Below are 17,589 nucleotides of genomic sequence, written 5' to 3'. Positions count from 1 at the left end.
TGATCTCCTTCAGAACGGGGGCTGGTCGTAGCGGACGGGCTCGACCGGGGCGAGGTCGAGGGCGGGTGCATCCCAGACGCGCGAGCAGGAATGCTCGGGGACGGTGAAGCCCGGCACCGGCTCGCGGGGCCACCACTTCGAGCGGCCGCTCGTGATGGTGCGACCGGCGCGCTTCTGGATCTGCCAGAGCCGGATGCCGGTGATGATGCACGCGACGATGTGAGACGCGTCGAGCAGCACCGGGTCGAGCCGCGGAGTGCCGACGAGCACGCCGAGCTCGAAGTCCTCGCGGACCTCGAGTACTCGCCGGTTGCAGCGCGGGCAGTTGATGAGCAGCGGGGCCTTGGTCTTCATCGCTGGTCCCACCTGGTCTCGCGCGGGTCGTCGCCTTCGGTCTCTGCCTCGGGTGCGTAGAGCATGACGTTCGTGTAGAACCGGCGTCCGTTGGACTTCGCGGTGCCGATGTTGAAGCGCTGTTTCAGCTGCCGCCCGAACGCGGTCGTGGTCACGGCGTCCTCGTGCTGCTCGCGGCACCAAGCGTCGTACGCCTTGCGGAGCTCGCTCATCTCCACGCGGACCATGTCGCCGCCACCGACCCTGCAGCGGTCCTCGACGAACCGGCCGAACTGGTCTTCCTCGGCACGGTATGCGTCGGTCGCTGCGTAGACGACATCGGGTGTGCGGAGTCCGTCGGCGGCGTAGTCGACGGCGCCCTGGACGATCCAGTGCAGGATGCCGGGGCCTTCCTCGTCGACGAGGCGGGTCTGCAGGTTGTCGATCTTGTCGGCCTCGGGCACGGAGTGCGTGAACGGGATGAGGCGCAGTCGACGCCACACCGAGTCGCCGCCGGTCTCGACCTTCGGCTGGCTGTTGCCGAGCAGGAGGAACGTGTGCGACGGGGCGAAGTCGAAGAAGTCCTTCCCCATGAACCGAGCGGTGATCGTGTCGCCACCGGTGAGGGCCTTCATCTTCGCCTCGTCAAACTTCGTGTCCTCGTTGATCTCGGACGTGATGACGAGGCGGCGCCCCTGCAGCATCGCGAGCTCGGTGGGGTGCTTGGTCGGTCCAACGACGAGGAAGCCCTGCGGTGCCGACGTCGCATAGTCGCCGGCGATCGCCGAGAGCACCTCGGCGAACACACCCTTACCGTTACCGCCAGATCCGTGCGCGAACGGGAGGACGTGCTCGAGCACTTCACCGATGAACATGAGCCCGGCGAGACGCTGCATGTACCGCTCGAGCGGCGCGTTCGACTGGAATGTCGTCTGCAGGAACTTGTCCCACAGCGGGGTCTTCATCGTCGCGTCGGGCGTGACCGCCGTCTGCTTCGAGTGGAACAGCGCCGGAGTCGACGCGGCGATCGCGCCGGAGCGCAGGTCGACCACGCCGCCGGGGGTGTTCAGCTGCCACGGATGACGGTCGAACTGCGACGCCGCGATGCGCATCGGCGGAGCTGACCGGGCGAGGCGGACCGCGTCGGCGATCGCGCGGGCACGCATCGACTTCAGCCGCCAGGCCTTCAGGTGGGCATTGTCGGTCGGGATGCGGCGGATAACGTCGCGGGCCGCTTCGATCGCGGGCCCGTCGTCGGGGTGCCACGCCCACCGGGTGCCTTCCCAGGTGACCCACTTGCCGGCATCCGGGACGTAGCGCAGCGTGCCGGAGTACTCGGCGACGAGCAGGCGGGCGTTGCCGTCGTCGGTGAGGTCCGCGCTGTCCGATCCGATGGTCGCGGCCGGGGCGGTCGCCGGGGCGGTGGCGCCGACAGCGGCGATCTGCGTGCCCGTCGACGTCGTGCGCGTCGCGGGCGTGAGCTCACGCGGTGCGCGGAATCCGTGGCCGGCGTCGGCGAGTGCTTTCGCGGCGGCCGCGTGGTCGCCGCGGTGGTTGAGCAGCGTGTAGGCGCCGAACTTCGTGTACGGCACCTCGGGCTCGAACTCTGTCGACGAGGTGAACACGAACAGGCGATCGCGGTCGCCGGCGTGGCCGGTCGTCGCGCTGATGCCGTCGTTCTTGCCCGGGCGGCGCCAGTATTTCGTCGCGCCGCGGGAGAACACGTGCACCCAGTCGACGAGGATGTCGGACCAGTCGGTCTTCGCTTCGAAGTCGTCACCCGGGGTGATGTCGCCCGCGGCCGCGTGGAACGTGGTCGACCACTTCGCGTCGACCGGTCCCCCACTGCTGACGGTCTCTTCCGCCGGCATGGTGTCGAGTGCGGCGTGCACCACGGCGTGGAGCTGGTCGCGCTCTTCGCGGGTGATGGTCGGCAGTCCGTCCGGCCCGCCGACGAGACGCAGCCACGACTTGCCAGTGGGGTGCACGCGGCCCGCGGACGGGGCGAGCACGACGAAACCGCCGGTGCCTCGCGTCTCGGCCAGCGTCTCGCGGTAGGGCGGCCCTGCCTTGGGGCGTTGCGCGACCTTCTGGTTGCCGGGGACCGTGCCACCCTCGACCCGGTACATGAGGTGCAGGCCACCCGAGGGTGACTGCTCCGACCAGCCCGCGACGAGGCGATCGTACAGCGGGCGCAGGCCGGTGCCGTCGAGCAGCTCGAGGACCTCGCCCATCATCGGCATAGCGACACCCTCGACTTCAAGCAGCTCGACGTCACCGAAGCCGGTGACGAGCCCGATGCCCTGCTCCAGGTCGTTGTCGAACCAAGCGCGCAGCTGTGCCTCGTCGGCGGCCGCGGCCGAGAACTCCTTCCACGCGATGCGGGGTCGCTTCGTGCCGTCGGCCGCGACGGGCACGACCGAAAGGCCGGCAACGTGCAGCTCGAGGGCAGTGGCGAGAAGCGCTATCACGCTGCAACCACCAGTAGAGTGCCCTGCATGGACGGAACCATCATTCTCGCCGCGGTCTCTGCCGTGGCGGGAGGCGCTTCAGCAATCATCGCCTGGGTCGCGCGGGCCGACACCTTGGACGCCGCAAGGCGGGCAGAGACGGCTGAGGCAGCCGCGCTGGCAGCCTGGGAGCAAAGCGCCGCGGCCTTGAAGGATGCGAACGAACTAGCCGAGAAGCAATACGCAGACCGGCTGGCTCGGGAGCGGAAGATCCGTCGCGTGGAAGTAGCCGAACACTTTCGCCGTTGGTATACGGAGGAGGCGATGCGCGTGGTGCTGAGTGAGACGATGTCGGCCGAAGCGAGGGCCGAGAAGAGGGACCTCCTAATCCGGCTCTCCGCCACTGGCGAACCTGGCGCGTCGGCACTCGCCACAGAGGTCATCACCGCGCTCGCCCGCGCAAAAAAGGGCAACATCCAGACAGGAATTGAAACCGCAGCTAAGATCGCGGAACTCACACATTCATGGGTCGAGGATCCAGAAGCGTTCCTGACGTCGCGCGAGGGAACGATCACGGCTGAATCGCTGGCTACCGAACTCCAGAAGGCAGTGAGCGACCTCGAGACCGTGATTGCCGATTCGAACCCCGCCGAGACGGTAAAGGAAGGGTCGCACAGCGAACACGGGTAGAGCTTGCGCTGATTTGGTGCTGTCATGTGCCCTGGCCTGTCTCGAACAGGCTGCACACCGCGTGGCAGGGCGGGACGCTCACAGCGCCCGTGATCCGCGCGGCCAAAGGCGGCGCGGTGGTCGATCAGAAGGGGGTGTTGTCGTGCGTTGCGATCGCCTGTGGTGTGGCGTTGATCGCGGTGACGATGGTCGCCTCCGGAATCCCGGCCGCGCGGAGCTGCTGCTGCGCGACCTGCTCGCTCGTCAGCCCGCCGGCGTGCTGCTGCGTGGCCTGTGCCTGCGGCGTCGCCCACGGGGCATCACCGGGCGCCAGCGTCGGCTGAGCAGGCTGCTGGGCCTGCTGCTGGGTCGCCGAATTGAACTGCTGCTGCGCCGGCTGCGGCGTCGACGGGACGAACTGCGGCCCCCCGCTCGGGACGAACGCCGGTGTCTGCTGCTGCACAATCGCGGCCGCGGTCTGCTGCACGAACGCGGAGCTCGGCGCCGTGTACTGCGCCTGGTAGAGCTTCGCCGGGTTCGCCGGGTTCTTCGACGCCGGGTCGTTGCCGACGTACGACACCGTCAGCACACCGCCCGGTGCGATGTCCGACGCGTTCGCTGCGCGGATCGCCTCGCCGATCGCCTTCTTCATGTTCTTCGACGCGACGTAGAGCGTGCGCTCACCGTCGTCGTTCGCGTCCGCTCGCTGGTCGGTCTGCAGGTCCACGAGGATCTGCATCTTCGGGTCACCGTTGGGCCAGAAGTCCGGCTCCTGCGTGCCGTACTTCGTCTGCTGTCGCTCGCGCGGTGCGGACTTCACGGTGCCCGTGATGCTGGCGCCGATGGTGTCGAACCTGACACCCTTGCTGCTGGATTCGAAAAGGGACATGGTCTTCTCCTTGGTTGGTCTTTCAGCGGTCGAACATGTTGATGACGGGTGCGATCGCCACTGGCTGCGGCGACGCGGGGACCGGCCGAGGGGCCGGGGGGAATGCAGGAATGCAGGACGGGTGGATGGTGTGCCCGTCGGCCGCGACCGACGGGGCGAGTGGCAGCCCGCAGACGTCGCACAGCTGGGCTACGTGCGCCGGTGCAGGCACGCTCGGCAGCGCCCGCAGCGGGGCGGGAGGGGCCGGCGTCGACACGACGTGCAGCTCGCCGATGTCGAACAGCGACGCACGCGCCGCGCGGTCCTGGGCACGCTTCTCCGCGCGGCACCAGGTGCACCACTGGTCATCGCACAGCGGCGACGCAGCGAGCGCGGCATCGATACCGACCACGGTGAGCATCGTGTGCAGGCGGTTCGAGCGGAGCAGCGCCTGACCAGCGAGGTGCGGGTTGTACGGCTCGCTCCAGAAATAGGCGTTGGACAGCTCGCCGTCGCGCGGGAGGAACGCGATCGCCACGGCGCGACACGGTCCCCATCCCCCGTCATCGGTGAAGCCCTTGCCGTACAGGTGCGCCTGCACGCGGTACTGCTCGCTCGGACCGTGGAGCCGGTACTTCGAGAGCTGCTTCGGGCCGATGATCTTGTGGTCGATGACGGTGCCGGTTGGCACGTGGAAGAGGTCGGAGTGCCCGGTGATCGACTGGCCGCCGATCTGCCCGACGGTCACCTCCCACTCGGTGATCCACTCCGTGCGCTCGACCTCTCCCCCGCCGCGGTTCGCCGCGTCGAACCAGCACTCGAGCTGGTCGTGCACTGCGGTGCCGATGGCGGGCTTCCAGGCGGGGCCACGGTCAGGCTCACCGTCGCCATTCAGCTTGTGGAGGATCCAGCGGTCGCACGGCTTTCCCATCTCGGACGGGCCGATGCGCTTCTGCAGCGAACGTGGGTGCCGGGTGATTCCGTCTTTGATGACGTTCAGGTACAGGTCCTCGACGGAGGTCATGTCCACTCCTCTCCTTGGTTGGTGGTCTGTGCCGCCCCGGGACTCGAACCCGGCGTGTATGCCGTCGCGGCGGTGGTGCTACTTGACGACTAGGGACTTCGCGCCGCGCACCTGGTGCTCCTCGAGCACGCCCGGCGCGAACTGCTTCTTCACCGCGGCGTTGTCCACGGCGGTCGTGGTCTTGTACAGCTGCGGGTACTGCTCAGCCGGGTACTCGGCCTCGATCCACTTCGTGTCCAGGCGGGAGTACTCGCGCACCTGGACCTTCGTGCCGGCGATGTCGTGCGTGCCGACCTCACCGCCGAGGATGTCGAGCAGCTGCGAGTCGATCGCTTCGACCTCGCCCTGCATGTATTCGAGGTCGGCCTTGAGAGTCGCGCGGCGAGCGACGAGACGTTCCTTGATCTCGAGGGACTTCGGTGCGGCCTGGTTGATCGGGGTGATGGGAGCGGGGTTGCTCATGGTCATGCCTCCTGGTTCTCGGTGGTGGTGGTTTCGTCGACGATCTCGGCGTCGAGTACCTCGCCGTCGACGACGTCGTCTTCGGTGAAGCTCTGCTCGAACTCCTGAACGAGCAGCGTCGCCAGCTCGCCGATCTCGCCGCCGAGCTGGGCGACCGCGTAGTCGCCGGGCACGAGCTCGCCGTAGTCCTCGCGCGGCAGAGCGCTACGGGTGAGGACGAGAGCGCCGGACGGGGCGCGCAGCTCGATCGAGAACTTGCCGGCGTCCTGGTCGATGAGGCGCACCGAGTACTCACCGCTCGCGACCGTCAGCTCGAGCGGCTGAGCGAGGACCGGCGGCTCATCGGTGTCGGGCAGGTCGAGAGGCTGCTTGATGTGCTGGACCCGCAAGTCGTGCAGCTGCTTGATCAGCTCGCGCACTGCGTCCTGGTCGGCCTCGTCGATGGCGATCTCGACGTGTACGAGCTCGATCTTCGGAACGCGCTCGAAGTGCTCGTTCTGGGTGATCTCTTTGGTGCGCACGAGGGCGACGATCGGGAGGTACTTCTGGCTCATGTAGACGCCCAGCAGGTGCCGGGTGTTCGACTCGAGGCCGTTGTCGTCGTACTCCTTGGGGAGTGCGGGGGCGAGCTTGACCATGGTGATGGGTTCCTCTCAGTGGGTCGGTGATGCAGAGCGGTTCGGCCAGTCGAGGCGTGCGAACGCCTCCTCCTGGCCGGGGACGTAGGTGGGTGTCTCATTGCCGGCCCAGCGGGCCCCGGCCCACATGAGACCGACCGCGTCGGCGACGTTGTCGTCGGGGATCTGGACCTCGGGATACGCGGCCCGCGTCGCGGTCACGACGTCGTCCTTCGTGGCTCGCCCGTTGCCGGTGGCGAGCTTCGCCCGGCTAGATGGGGCGACTCCGACGACGGGCCCGCGAGCGAGCAGCTGGTCGACGAGGATCCAGTAGAGAGCCATGCGCTCTCCATGCGCGCCGGTCTGCTTCGTCGAGTTCGGGATCTCGATCAGCGTCACGTCGACGCGGGCCGGGATCGGGGCGAGGATGCCCGCGACCGCTCGGCGGATCCGGTTACGGCGAGCGAGCAAGCTCTTGCCGATGTTCGGCGACATGACGCGGCGCGTCATGACCTCGGTGCCGTTGGCGATCGCAACACCCGTGCACGTCAGTGACGGGTCCACGCCTACCGCGATCACGAGAGCACCGCCACTCCGATGAGCAGCTGCACGATCACAGCGACGCCTAGCACACCGGTACCGATGCCGAGCAGCCGCGACGCGGGGCGCGGAGCCGAATACTCCATCGGCTGGTTCTGGACGACGTTCACGCTGCGGCCTTCACGGTCACCGCCGCGTCGTAGACGATGCCCTGCTCGACCTCGCTGAGCTCGTAACCCCACTCGGCGAGCAGACGCAGATAGGTCGCGGACGCCTTCGACCACGACGCCGCCGCAGAGAGCACATCCTCGTGGCGGGCAATCAGCATGGCGAGCGCGGCGCGCCACGCATTGATCGGCTTCGCGGCCGCCCACTCAGTCAGGGTCGTCGTCGTGTTCCAGTCGTCGGCGGCGGCCGGACTCTGCAGTAGTACGAGAGCGGGCCGCGAGGCCGCCTGCCAGGTGCGCGAGTGCCTTTCGGCGAGGTCGTGAACGACGAGCAGCTCCCACCCAGCGGGTGCAGTGCGGCGGGTGAGCAGCTGTTCACGCACCCACTCGAGGCGAACCTCGCAAGCAGTCGGCCAGGCGGCGGTGCGCTGCTTTTCGATCTCCTTGCGAGCGCGCTCGGCCGCGGTCAGCTCGACGCGGGGTGCCTTGTTCGCGTCGCGGTGGCCGTGCTTCGACGGGTCAGTGCAGAGGTAGTGCACCTCGACCGGGCCGCTGTATCCGCGGACGCCCACGAACGCGGCGTGCCCCGGGCACTCCCTGTGCTTCGCGGTGGTGATCTTCTTGCCGGTCTTCGCGTCGACCAAGTCGCCCAGGTACCGGTGCTTGTTCTTGGGCACGTTGTATTCGTGGAGCGAAGGCTTCGCGACGATCGTCACGCCGTCGGCCTGCAGCTTCTCCGTGAGCCGCGCGATCTCGGTGGCGCGCTCACGCTCTGCGACGATCTGCTGCACCGCGTAGTCCTTGTTGTAGGACTGGCTGACGACGCGTTGCACCTCGGCCTCGGTCAGCTCGGCTTCGGCCATCTTCGCGGCCAGATCGAGCGTGATCCCGGACTGGCCGATCGCGGCCGTGGCGGTCTTCGACTTGGATGCGGTGACGATCGCGGTGACGTCGTCCTTGCTCGTGCCGGTTCGCTTGGCGATCTCCGCAGCGGGGAGCTTGAAGTCGAGCACGAGCTGCGCGATCGCCGCGACATGGTCAGAGGTCGTGAGGCCGGCGCGGTCCTCGTTGACGACGATCTGCTCGACGATGCGGGCGGCGTCGTCGACGGGCGCGGGCTGGACGAACACGGGCACCTCGGCCAGCTCGGCGTCGACGGCGGCGAGGGTGCGCATCTGTCCGTCGAGGACCTCGAGGCCGTCGGTGGTCTCTTGGGCGAGGATCGGCACGAGCACGCCGTGCTCACGGATGGAGGCGACGAACTCCGGGCGGAGGGTGACCTCCTTGCGGACGTTGGGGCCGACGAGCAGGGTCTTGGGATCGACGCGCACGACAGTGGTGGTTGACATGGTGACTCCTGATGAATGGATGAGGGTGATGGTGGTGAAGCGGAGCCTCGGGTTCAGCGCAGCCAGAAGGCCTTCGTGAAGACGCCGGCCGCCCAGAAGAAGACGAGGAGGAAGACGGTCGTGAGCAGCAGTAGGCCGTCGGCCTCGCGGGAGAGCAGCAGCCACAGCCCGAACGAGACGGTGAACAGCCAGAGGAACGTCATGCCGAGGACGATGCGGGCGGATCCGGTGGCCGGAGCTACCGCCCCAGCGGAGCCCCGGCCCACCTCCGCCCCATCCCCAGAGGGCACCCGGTCCCCAGACCGGGAGTTCATGGCTGCTCCCGTGTGGTCACGAACGCCGCCTCAACCCACGCGACGACGTCGTCCTCGCGGTAGAGGGTGATGTGCCCGCGGTCGCCGGTCGGCTTGCTGTAGCGCGGGCCCTTTCCGGACGCGCGGAGGTCCTTGAGGTTCGCGACGCTCATGCCGGGCACGAGCTCGCACACCTGCTCGGGCGAGAGGTAGCGAGAGGTAGCCGCGCTCGACGGTCGCCGCAGCGGCGTGACGTTGCTCACGAGGCGACCGCCATCGCGTTCTCGTCGTCGCCCCGCATCTCGACGACTTCGCCGAGACCGAGCCCGAATGCGAGGGCGATCCCGACGGCAGCGCGCATAGACACCTCCTCACCCGCCTTGTATCGAGCGAGCGTCGGACGGCTCACACCGATCAGGCGAGCGAAGGCCTCGTCAGACTTAATGCCGGACTGAATCTTGAGACGATCGAGCAGTCCATCGCGGATGACAGCGACGGGCCGGATCTCTGCCTCACCAGTTGGATTGTTCATGTTCCAACTGTCACTCTGGCGTTCCAGTCTGTCAAGCCAGTAATCTAAATGGCTTGCGCGTATGACACGAATGGAACAAACTTGAGACATGAACGACACCATCAAGTGGCTGGACGGCGTCCGCGGATCCGACTCGATTCGGGAAGTGGCACGGAAGATCGGCACTACGCACGCGACCCTGAACCGCCAGGCGAACGACGACTCCCTGTCGTTCGAACTCGTTAGGTCGATCGCCTACGCCTACAAGCGCCCTGTCCTCGCGGACCTTCTCACCACAGGGCACCTCGCGCCGGAAGACGTGGGGATCAGCGACGTCGAGAACGCACTGCACGCGGCCACAGACGAGGCCCTCGTCCTCGAGGTGGGCCGACGACTCGGCATGACCGACACCGGGTCGCTCTTCGACAAGCCCATAAGCGAGGCCGTCTCCGAAGCGACGATCCACCAGTTCCCCGTGCGCGATGTCCCTGCCCTCGAAGAGGATGAGGAGCTCGGGGCCGTTGCGCGTCCCCGCGAGACAGAACCCACGGACGAGCAATGACCCCCATCGATCAGAGACTCCTCAACTTCGCCGACGCACTCGGCGTGCGCATCGAGTACCGCGACCTCCCCGACGATCGCGATGGCCAGTACATCCACGCGCGACGAGCGATCTACCTTCGGCCCGGAATGCACTCGCGGCACCACCGCAGCGTCCTCGCCCACGAGCTCGCCCACGCACTCTGGGGCGACGTCCCGTCGAAGTTCGGTCCCGTGAACGCGAAGCAAGAGCGACGCGCGGAAGAGTGGGCAGCACTCCGCCTCATCGACCTCGACACCTACCGCTACCTCGAGCGCGTCCACCACGGGCGCGCAGCCGGGATCGCCGTCGAGCTCGGCGTAATGAAGAGCATCGTGCTCGCCTACCAGAGCCTGCTGCAGCGCATCGGTGACACGACCTACGTCGATCCGAAGATGGGCGCAGGCCAGTGGCACCAGCGCGTCGAGGTCGCCTGACCATGGCCGGATCGATCACGCCCTACGAGACCGCGAAGGGGCGACGCTACCGCGTCCGCTACCGCAAGCCGGACAAGTCACAGACCGACAAGCGGGGCTTCCGCACCAAGAAGGAAGCGGAGCTGTTCCTCGCATCGGTCACCGTGTCGAAGGCGACCGGTGAGTACTTCGACCCGAAGGACTCACGCGTCGATGTCGGGGCACTCGGCGACGCGTGGCTGCTCACCAAGAAGGGCCTGAAGCCGTCGTCGTACCACTCGCTCGAGACGTCGTGGCAGGTGCACGTGAAGCCGCGCTGGGGCGCAACCCCGGTCGGCGACATCAAGCCGTCAGCCGTTGAGTCCTGGATCTCCGAGATGAGTGCCGGCACGGCGGTCACAGATCGACAGCGCGTCCGCCGCAACACGATCGGGCCGAGATCCGCGACCGTCGTACTTCGCGCGCTCGGGGTACTCGCCGGCATCCTCGACGTCGCCGTCCGCGATCGACGGATCTCGAAGAACCCGGCCCGCGGCGCGAGGAACCTGCCGAAGAAGATTTCGCAGAAAGAGCGCCGCTACCTGACGGACGCGGAGGTCGTTCGACTCGCGGTCGCGACGCACGACCATACGCTCGCCACGCTCACCCTCGTGCTCGCTTACTGCGGGCTGCGGTGGAGCGAGGCGATCGGGCTGCGCGTGTCCGACATCAACATGCTGCGCCGGCGCCTGCACGTGAATCGCGCCGCGGTCGAGGTCGACGGCGTGATCGAGGTTGGCGCCCCGAAGTCCTGGGAAAAGCGCACCGTCCCCTTCCCAGCCTTCCTCGCGGCCGCGCTCGAGCGACAGTGTGCTGACAAGGCGAAGAGCGATCTCGTGTTCAGTGACGCAAGCGGCCACTATCTCCGACGCGCCAAGACAAGCGAGGGCGCCGGCTCCTGGTTCTCACGTGCAACGGAGGAAGCCCGGATCGCGCGGCTCACCCCGCACGACCTCCGGCACACCGCGGCCTCACTGGCGATCAGCTCGGGCGCGCACGTGAAGGCGGTGCAGCGGATGCTCGGCCACAAGTCCGCGGCCATGACCCTCGATACGTACGCTGACCTGTTCGATGACGACCTCGACGACGTCGCGAATCGGCTCGATGAGCGTGCGACAGCGGCGGATGTGGGCAAAGTGTGGGCAGGGCTCGCTGCCTGACGAGTTATCCACAACGCAAAAAAGGCCCGCCTCCCTAGTGATCACTAGGGAGGCGGGCCTTCTTGCTTGTGACAGCGACCTGGTGGAGCTGGGGGGAATCGAACCCCCGTCCAACGCTGAGTCTCCACGCCTTCTCCGGGCGCAGTCTGTGAAGACGTTCTGCTCGGCTCCGACCTTTGTCACAGACACCTAAGTCGACGAGCCCAGCCTGGGAAGAGTCCCACGTGACGTCCAGACGCCATCACGCAGCAAGATTCCTAAATGACGCCAGGATCCGTATCGGAATCACATACGGCCTGACGGACTATCGGGCTCGCTTATGCAGCGAGGGCGAAGTCGTTGCGCTTGGTTTCGGCAACTATTTTTTTGCAGAGAGCGTTTACGAGATAACTCTGCATCCTCGGCCCGCTTCTCGTGGATTCACAGGCGCTGTCGAAACCGATCAGCCCCGTGGTCCTTCTCTCGAAGGAGCCGCTGTCACTCTGTGTACTTATCATCCCGGGAACCGGAGTCCCCGAGCCTCACAGACTACAACGTTCGCGAGGCCTTCGCCATTCCATGCCCTGGCGTAGAGTCACGACATGAGCGAAGTCACCGTCACCGTCCGCGGCGATCACGAGGCGCGAGTTGCGCCCGAGCGCGCCACCATCCACGTCAGTGTCCGCGCCGACGGCGCCGACCGCGCAGGAGTGGTCGATAGCGTGATGCATCTCACCGAGCCGGTGCGCGAGAGCATCACCGCGCGGCTGGACACGGGCATCGTCGTCGACTGGTCCAGCAAGCGGTTGTCCGTACGCGCCGAGCGCCCGTGGAACTCGGAGGGCACGCAGCTCGCGCCCGTTCACTACGCCGGCGTGGATCTGACTGCGACGTTCGCCGAAGCCTCGGCGCTCTCGCTCTGGGTGTCCGAGGTCTCGGCATGGGACGGTGTCGAGGTCGGCTGGGTCGACTGGCACCTCACCGCCGAGACGAGGTCCCGGGTCGAACGGGAGGTCGCGGCGCAGGCCGTCGGAGCGGCCGTGACGCGCGCGCAGGCATACGCCACAGCGCTCGGACTCGGTTCCGTCGTTCCCGTCGAGATCGCCGATGTCGGGCTGATAACCCCCGCGCCCGTTCAGCCGCTCGCGGTCATGCCCAAGATGCGCGGGGCGATGATGCAGGAGTCCCAGGACGTGGGCGGGCCGTCAATGGACTACGAACCCGACGAGATCGTCATCTCCGCAACGGTCGAGGCGCGATTCGTCGCGCGCTGAACCGCGCCCCGCACCGCAAAGCGGTCAGGCGTCGATCGCGAACGGCGCCAGATCGGCGGCGAGTCGCTCGGACACACGCGCGTGCACGACTGTGCCCTGCTCGCTGTGGTCCACCGCCAGCAGCATCCCGGTCTCGTGGATCGCCGCGACCAGATCACCCCTGTCATAGGGAACAACCGCGTGCACCTCCACGGCCGGCTTCGGAAGCGCCTCTTCGATCGCCGCTCGAAGCTCTTCGATGCCCTCGCCCGACCGGGATGAGACGAAATGCGCCGTGGGCTCGAGGCCTCGCAGCACGAGACGCTCGTCGTCGTCGATCAGATCGGCCTTGTTGAACACCACGAGCTCGGGCATATCACGCACACCGACGTCGCCCATGACGTCCCGCACGGTCTGCAGTTGACCGGCGGGATCGGGGTGAGATCCGTCAACGACGTGCAGCACGACGTCGGCGTCGCCGACCTCTTCCAACGTGGATCGGAAAGCCTCGACGAGCTGGTGCGGAAGGTTGCGGACGAAGCCGACGGTGTCCGTCAGCGTGTACACACGCCCGTCCGACGTCTCCGAGCGGCGGACCGTCGCATCCAGCGTCGCGAACAGTGCGTTCTCCACGAGCACCCCTGCGCTCGTGAGAGCGTTGAGAAGGCTCGACTTGCCGGCGTTGGTGTATCCGGCGATGGCCACGGAAGGAATCGTGTTGCGCTTGCGCTCGGCACGCTTGGCCTCTCGCGCCGGGCCGAAGTCACGGATCTGCCGACGAAGGAGCGCCATCTTGGTGCGGATGCGGCGACGGTCGAGCTCGATCTTCGTCTCACCGGGGCCACGGGAGCCCATTCCGGCACCACCGGCACCGACCTGGCCACCCGCCTGACGGCTCATCGAGTCACCCCAGCCGCGCAGGCGCGGCAGGAGGTACTCGAGCTGCGCGAGTTCGACCTGGGCTTTGCCCTCACGGCTCTTGGCGTGCTGGCTGAAGATATCGAGGATGACGGTGGTGCGGTCGATGACCTTGACCTTGACCACGTCCTCGAGAGCTCGTCGCTGGCTGGGGGCGAGTTCCGTGTCGGCGATCACGGTGTCCGCGCCCGTGGCCGCCACGATGTCCTTCAGCTCCTGCGCCTTGCCGCGCCCGATGTAGGTCGCGGCGTCCGGGTGCGGTCGCCTCTGCAGAACGCCATCGAGGACGACGGCTCCTGCGGTCTCCGCGAGGGCTGCGAGTTCGCGGAGCGAGTTCTCCGCGTCTTCCTGAGCGCCCTGCGGATACACGCCGACCAGCACCACGTTCTCGAGCCGGAGCTGGCGGTACTCGACCTCCGTGACGTCTTCGAGTTCTGTGGAGAGACCGCCGACGCGCCGCAGCGCATGACGATCCTCGAGGTCCCACTGGTCGCCGTCCGAGAACGCGTGTGACGCGGTGGACTGGTCCTGCAGCGCCTGAGCGGCGCCGAACACTCGTGCCTCCGTCCGCTTCTCCGCATTCGCGAGAACGCGATCGACTGCTTCGTCACCTGTGGAGTGTGTGCTGGTCTCCGTCATCCGTCCCTTATCTCTGGGTTTTGTTGCGAGCCTTAACCTTAGCCCGCGCTGTCCGCTACGCTCACGGTATGGGGTCCGACCATTACTTCACCGCGGCCCCGGCAAGCCCCGAGAACCTGCGATCGATCCGTGTGACGCTCGCAGGCCGAGAGCTGGACGTCACCACTGCTGGCGGCGTCTTCAGCCCGGATCGGCTGGATGCCGGTACTGCCGTCCTTCTCGCAAACACGCCTCCGGTTCCGCCGGGAGGCCATCTTCTCGACCTCGGAAGCGGGTGGGGACCGGTCACGCTGTCGATGGCATTGGCCGCGCCCCATGCGACCGTATGGGCGGTCGATGTGAACGAGCGGGCTCTGGATCTCGTGCGTCGCAACGCCGCAGCTCATGGTCTCAAGAATGTCAACGCCTCACTGCCCGAGGATGTTCCCGCTGACGTGACTTTCCGCTCGATCCGCTCGAATCCTCCGATCCGCGTCGGCAAGAACGAGCTTCACGGCCTGCTCGAGAAGTGGATCCCCCGCCTCGACGAGCGCAGCGACGCGTGGCTCGTCGTGCAGCGCAACCTCGGCGCGGATTCGCTGCAACGGTGGATCGGCTCGACGTTCCATCCTGGTTTCAGCGTGCACCGCACCGCGACCTCCAAGGGCTATCGCATCCTCAAGGTGCGCAAGCACGGCACCCCACCCACCGAGCCGATCGCTCTCGTCTGACGTCTCGCCGCAGCGACATCAGCGACCGAGAAGGTCGGGAAGGTCGCGCATGTCGGCGAACACGACGGCTCCTTCCTGTTCGAGCCACTCGGCCGGGGTGAGCCCGCCGGCGTAGCCGTATACCCGCATCCCGGCGGCTCGAGCGGCGCGGACGCCGAACCGGCTGTCCTCGACCACCGCGCAGTGTTCGGGGTGCACCCCGAGCCGATCTGCGGCGTGCAGAAAGAGATCCGGGGCGGGCTTACCGACGACCACGTCATCCACGCTGAAGATCCTTCCCTGGAATCGCGGAAGGAGACCGGTCATCCCGAGCGTTCTCCGGATCTTCGCATGGGTACCGCTCGAAGCCACGCACGTGGCCGTCACGATCTCGTCGAGTGCGCGCTCGACGCCGTCCACCGCGATCAGCTCAGCGAAGGCGGCGACGTACCACGGCTGATAGGTCGCCTCCCAGTCGTCGGGAAGCGGGCTCCCGAGGTACGACTCGATCTCCGAGCGGAAGTAGGCGGCAGAACGTCCGACGAACCGGTGCACGATCTCGTCCGAGGACAGTTCCCACCCGAGATCGGCGAGTACCCGCCGGTCCACCTCGATCGAGAGCCGCTCGCTGTCGACGAGGACTCCGTCGCAGTCGAAGATGACCAGATCGATCGGACCGGTCGCGCCCATCAGATCAGGTCGACCTCGCCGCTGAACACGAGCTGCGCGGGGCCGGACAGCGCGACGTGCTCGCCGTCCTCCGCGGGGAACATGCGCACGCCGAGCGTGCCACCCGGCACCTCGACCCGCCAGTTGTCGGGCGCCTTCGCACCTGCCCAGTAGCGCACCGCCAGAGCTGTGGCCGCCACACCCGTGCCACAGCTGAGGGTCTCCCCCACACCGCGCTCGGAGACGCGCATCGAGACGTGCCCGATCCCGTCCCGCACAAGCGGCTCACCTGGGACGACGAACTCGACGTTCGCACCCGCGGGCGGGGTGGGTTCGAGCACCGGAGCACGGTGGAGTTCGAGTGAGGCGAGTTCCGCCTCGGATGCGAGGGCGACCACCACATGAGGATTCCCGACGTCGATGCCCAGCCCCGGGCGCGTGACGGGGAGCCCGTCCGCCGTGACAAGAGGGTCGTCGCCGGAGAGCTTCCACAGGCCGAGATCCACCTGATATCCCGTCTCACTGCGGGTCACGTCGCGCACGCCCGCTCGGGTTCCGATCGGGAGCGTCGAGCCGGGCTGGATCGTGGCGAGCCCGGAGCGCACGAGATAGTGCGCGAAGACGCGGATGCCGTTGCCGCACATCTCGGCGATCGATCCGTCGGCGTTGCGGTAGTCCATGAACCATTCAGCTGCCGGCTCCTCAGCGAGTGACGCCCGCCCGTCCACGATCGCTGCAGAGCGCACGACACGAAGGATGCCGTCGGCTCCGATGCCGCGGTGCCGGTCACAGAGCACTGCGACCTGTTCCGAGCTGAGTTCCAGTGAGCCGTCGGGGTCGGCGATGATCACGAAATCGTTGCCCGTACCGTGCCCTTTGGTGAATGCGACCATTCGTCCAGTCTAGAGATCTCGGCTAGGCGTCGACGATCAGGCGTCTGCCCGTGTTCGACACGGAGAATCGTTCGTAGCCCAGGTCGTCGTAGAAACCGAGGACGCCTTCGTTCCCCTCCCTGACCATGAGCTGCACCTTCGGGCAGCCCATGGCGACGAGAAGCCGTTCGGCCTCGCGCACGAGTGCTCTCGCGATCCCTCGTTGGCGGTGCGACTTGGCGGTCGCCAGGTAGTAGAGCCAGCCGCGGTGTCCGTCGTAGCCGGCCATGACCGTCCCGAGGATCGGTGCCGAGCTCGATTCGGGCTCGGTGCTCTCGACGACCAGAAACAGCTCCGGCTGCACCGTGAGCTTGCGCTCGATGTCGAGCCGCGGATCGTTCCACGGGCGCGTGAGCCCGGCCTCGTCCCAGAGCGCGACAACCGCCTCGGTGTGCGCCCGGTCGAACGCCCGGACCGGCCAGCTCTCGACTGCGCGCCGAGGGGCTGACGCCTCAGCCACGGCGCACGCGGTAACGCCCGCACATGAAGTTGCGGTTGCGAGCCACCTCGAGGAGCTCGAGGTCCAGCATCCGCGGCAACAGGGGTGCCCCGGATCCGAGAGTGACCGGCGCGTACTGCACCCACACCTCATCGAGAAGACCCGCATCCGCGAACTGCCCGGCCAGGTCTCCGCCACCGACGACCCACAGATCCTTGCCGCCGGCGGCAGTGACCATCTCGGAGTGAACGGCGGTCACATCGCCCTGCGCCTTGCGGACGTCGGCGCCGACGGGAATCTCGAGCTCCCTGTGCGTGAACACCCAGGTCGGCTGCTCGTAGCCCCAGCGCCCCTCTTCGTGCTGCATGACCCAGTTGTAGGTCGATGCCCCCATGGCCAGCGCCCCGATCGTCTTCTCGAACGCCCCATAGGACATCGGTCCTTCGGCGTCGATGTCCTGCTTGAGGAGCCAATCGAGGGAGTGCTGGTCAGTCGCGATGAAACCGTCGAGGCTGCTCGCCGTGTAGAAGTGGGTGGCCATGCATCCACCTTCTCATCGGTCACCGACATCGCGCGATGGCGGTGAGGGAGAT

The 17,589-nt window shown here is 67.3% G+C and carries 23 protein-coding genes and 1 other RNA gene; 6 read left to right on the top strand and 18 right to left on the bottom strand.

What is annotated here, in order from left to right:
* Positions 1-9 precede the first annotated feature (9 nt).
* Positions 10-354, bottom strand: coding sequence for a hypothetical protein (locus tag ASE34_RS08475; protein ID WP_056278555.1), 345 nt, complete (start codon positions 352-354; stop codon positions 10-12).
* On the bottom strand, positions 351-2,804 hold the full coding sequence (locus ASE34_RS08470) for a phage/plasmid primase, P4 family (protein WP_082586573.1): 2,454 nt from the start codon (positions 2,802-2,804) through the stop codon (positions 351-353). Before ASE34_RS08470 ends, ASE34_RS08475 begins: the two co-directional genes overlap by 4 nt.
* A gap of 27 nt (positions 2,805-2,831) precedes the next feature.
* Between ASE34_RS08470 and ASE34_RS08465 the strand changes: the two genes are divergently transcribed.
* Positions 2,832-3,473, top strand: a complete 642-nt coding sequence (locus ASE34_RS08465) for a hypothetical protein (protein WP_056278553.1) — start codon at positions 2,832-2,834, stop codon at positions 3,471-3,473.
* A gap of 124 nt (positions 3,474-3,597) precedes the next feature.
* On the opposite strand, the gene ASE34_RS08460 is transcribed toward ASE34_RS08465, so the two are convergent.
* The 10 genes from ASE34_RS08460 to ASE34_RS08425 all read right to left on the bottom strand — a co-directional run bounded on the left by ASE34_RS08460 (position 3,598) and on the right by ASE34_RS08425 (position 9,304).
* Positions 3,598-4,341 (bottom strand): hypothetical protein, encoded by a 744-nt coding sequence (locus tag ASE34_RS08460; RefSeq protein WP_056278550.1) that lies wholly within the window; start codon positions 4,339-4,341, stop codon positions 3,598-3,600.
* 22 nt (positions 4,342-4,363) lie between these two features.
* Positions 4,364-5,344: a hypothetical protein gene (locus ASE34_RS08455; RefSeq protein ID WP_056278548.1), complete on the bottom strand. Its 981-nt coding sequence runs from the start codon at positions 5,342-5,344 to the stop codon at positions 4,364-4,366.
* A gap of 78 nt (positions 5,345-5,422) precedes the next feature.
* On the bottom strand, positions 5,423-5,806 hold the full coding sequence (locus tag ASE34_RS08450; RefSeq protein WP_056278546.1) for a hypothetical protein: 384 nt from the start codon (positions 5,804-5,806) through the stop codon (positions 5,423-5,425).
* Positions 5,807-5,808: 2 nt separating this feature from the next.
* Positions 5,809-6,444 carry a hypothetical protein gene (locus ASE34_RS08445; protein WP_056278545.1) on the bottom strand — a complete coding sequence of 212 codons (636 nt, stop codon included), beginning with the start codon at positions 6,442-6,444 and terminating at the stop codon, positions 5,809-5,811.
* 15 nt (positions 6,445-6,459) lie between these two features.
* A complete protein-coding gene (locus ASE34_RS08440) occupies positions 6,460-6,987 on the bottom strand; it encodes a hypothetical protein (RefSeq protein WP_157538153.1) in 528 nt (175 codons plus the stop codon).
* 11 nt (positions 6,988-6,998) lie between these two features.
* The gene (locus ASE34_RS18265) at positions 6,999-7,133 is read right to left on the bottom strand and encodes a hypothetical protein (RefSeq protein WP_268778155.1); all 135 of its coding nucleotides are present in this window, start codon (positions 7,131-7,133) and stop codon (positions 6,999-7,001) included.
* Positions 7,130-8,479: a ParB/RepB/Spo0J family partition protein gene (locus ASE34_RS08435; RefSeq protein WP_056278540.1), complete on the bottom strand. Its 1,350-nt coding sequence runs from the start codon at positions 8,477-8,479 to the stop codon at positions 7,130-7,132. Before ASE34_RS08435 ends, ASE34_RS18265 begins: the two co-directional genes overlap by 4 nt.
* Before the next feature lie 53 nt (positions 8,480-8,532).
* The gene (locus ASE34_RS17765) at positions 8,533-8,682 is read right to left on the bottom strand and encodes a hypothetical protein (protein ID WP_157538151.1); all 150 of its coding nucleotides are present in this window, start codon (positions 8,680-8,682) and stop codon (positions 8,533-8,535) included.
* 107 nt (positions 8,683-8,789) lie between these two features.
* Complete coding sequence (locus ASE34_RS08430) at positions 8,790-9,035, bottom strand: helix-turn-helix transcriptional regulator (protein ID WP_056278539.1); 246 nt, start codon at positions 9,033-9,035, stop codon at positions 8,790-8,792.
* Positions 9,032-9,304 carry a helix-turn-helix domain-containing protein gene (locus ASE34_RS08425; protein WP_056278537.1) on the bottom strand — a complete coding sequence of 91 codons (273 nt, stop codon included), beginning with the start codon at positions 9,302-9,304 and terminating at the stop codon, positions 9,032-9,034. Before ASE34_RS08425 ends, ASE34_RS08430 begins: the two co-directional genes overlap by 4 nt.
* A gap of 88 nt (positions 9,305-9,392) precedes the next feature.
* On the opposite strand from ASE34_RS08425, the gene ASE34_RS08420 reads away from it, so the two are divergent.
* Genes ASE34_RS08420 through ASE34_RS08410 form a run of 3 tightly spaced genes read left to right on the top strand, consistent with a single transcriptional unit; the run spans position 9,393 to position 11,478 of the window.
* Positions 9,393-9,845: a hypothetical protein gene (locus ASE34_RS08420; protein ID WP_056278535.1), complete on the top strand. Its 453-nt coding sequence runs from the start codon at positions 9,393-9,395 to the stop codon at positions 9,843-9,845.
* Positions 9,842-10,300: an ImmA/IrrE family metallo-endopeptidase gene (locus tag ASE34_RS08415; RefSeq protein ID WP_056278533.1), complete on the top strand. Its 459-nt coding sequence runs from the start codon at positions 9,842-9,844 to the stop codon at positions 10,298-10,300. The genes ASE34_RS08420 and ASE34_RS08415 overlap by 4 nt, the downstream gene beginning before the upstream one ends.
* Positions 10,301-10,302: 2 nt before the next feature.
* Entirely contained in the window at positions 10,303-11,478 is a 1,176-nt protein-coding gene (locus ASE34_RS08410) for a site-specific integrase (RefSeq protein WP_056278531.1), read from the top strand.
* An 80-nt stretch (positions 11,479-11,558) separates the two neighbouring features.
* Here ASE34_RS08410 and ssrA read toward each other — a convergent pair.
* Positions 11,559-11,928: a transfer-messenger RNA gene (gene ssrA, locus ASE34_RS17535) on the bottom strand.
* A gap of 131 nt (positions 11,929-12,059) precedes the next feature.
* Between ssrA and ASE34_RS08405 the strand changes: the two genes are divergently transcribed.
* Positions 12,060-12,731 carry an SIMPL domain-containing protein gene (locus ASE34_RS08405; protein ID WP_056278529.1) on the top strand — a complete coding sequence of 224 codons (672 nt, stop codon included), beginning with the start codon at positions 12,060-12,062 and terminating at the stop codon, positions 12,729-12,731.
* Between the two features lie 24 nt (positions 12,732-12,755).
* Here ASE34_RS08405 and hflX read toward each other — a convergent pair whose 3' ends face one another.
* Positions 12,756-14,090, bottom strand: a complete 1,335-nt coding sequence (gene hflX, locus ASE34_RS08400) for a GTPase HflX (RefSeq protein WP_372983662.1) — start codon at positions 14,088-14,090, stop codon at positions 12,756-12,758.
* 245 nt (positions 14,091-14,335) lie between these two features.
* Between hflX and ASE34_RS08395 the strand changes: the two genes are divergently transcribed.
* A complete protein-coding gene (locus ASE34_RS08395; RefSeq protein ID WP_053095844.1) occupies positions 14,336-14,977 on the top strand; it encodes a class I SAM-dependent methyltransferase in 642 nt (213 codons plus the stop codon).
* 18 nt (positions 14,978-14,995) lie between these two features.
* On the opposite strand, the gene ASE34_RS08390 is transcribed toward ASE34_RS08395, so the two are convergent.
* The 4 genes from ASE34_RS08390 to ASE34_RS08375 are packed head-to-tail and all read right to left on the bottom strand — an operon-like array spanning position 14,996 to position 17,537.
* Positions 14,996-15,646 carry an HAD family hydrolase gene (locus ASE34_RS08390; protein WP_056278527.1) on the bottom strand — a complete coding sequence of 217 codons (651 nt, stop codon included), beginning with the start codon at positions 15,644-15,646 and terminating at the stop codon, positions 14,996-14,998.
* Positions 15,646-16,518 carry a diaminopimelate epimerase gene (gene dapF, locus ASE34_RS08385; RefSeq protein ID WP_053095842.1) on the bottom strand — a complete coding sequence of 291 codons (873 nt, stop codon included), beginning with the start codon at positions 16,516-16,518 and terminating at the stop codon, positions 15,646-15,648. The genes ASE34_RS08390 and dapF overlap by 1 nt, the downstream gene beginning before the upstream one ends.
* Positions 16,519-16,540: 22 nt before the next feature.
* Entirely contained in the window at positions 16,541-17,017 is a 477-nt protein-coding gene (locus ASE34_RS08380; protein ID WP_056278525.1) for a GNAT family acetyltransferase, read from the bottom strand.
* Positions 17,010-17,537: a dihydrofolate reductase family protein gene (locus tag ASE34_RS08375; protein ID WP_056278524.1), complete on the bottom strand. Its 528-nt coding sequence runs from the start codon at positions 17,535-17,537 to the stop codon at positions 17,010-17,012. The genes ASE34_RS08380 and ASE34_RS08375 overlap by 8 nt, the downstream gene beginning before the upstream one ends.
* Positions 17,538-17,589: the final 52 nt, after the last annotated feature.

It is taken from the genome of Microbacterium sp. Root280D1 (assembly GCF_001428975.1).
Lineage (GTDB): Bacteria > Actinomycetota > Actinomycetes > Actinomycetales > Microbacteriaceae > Microbacterium.
This window is presented reverse-complemented; position numbering and strand designations above follow the sequence as displayed.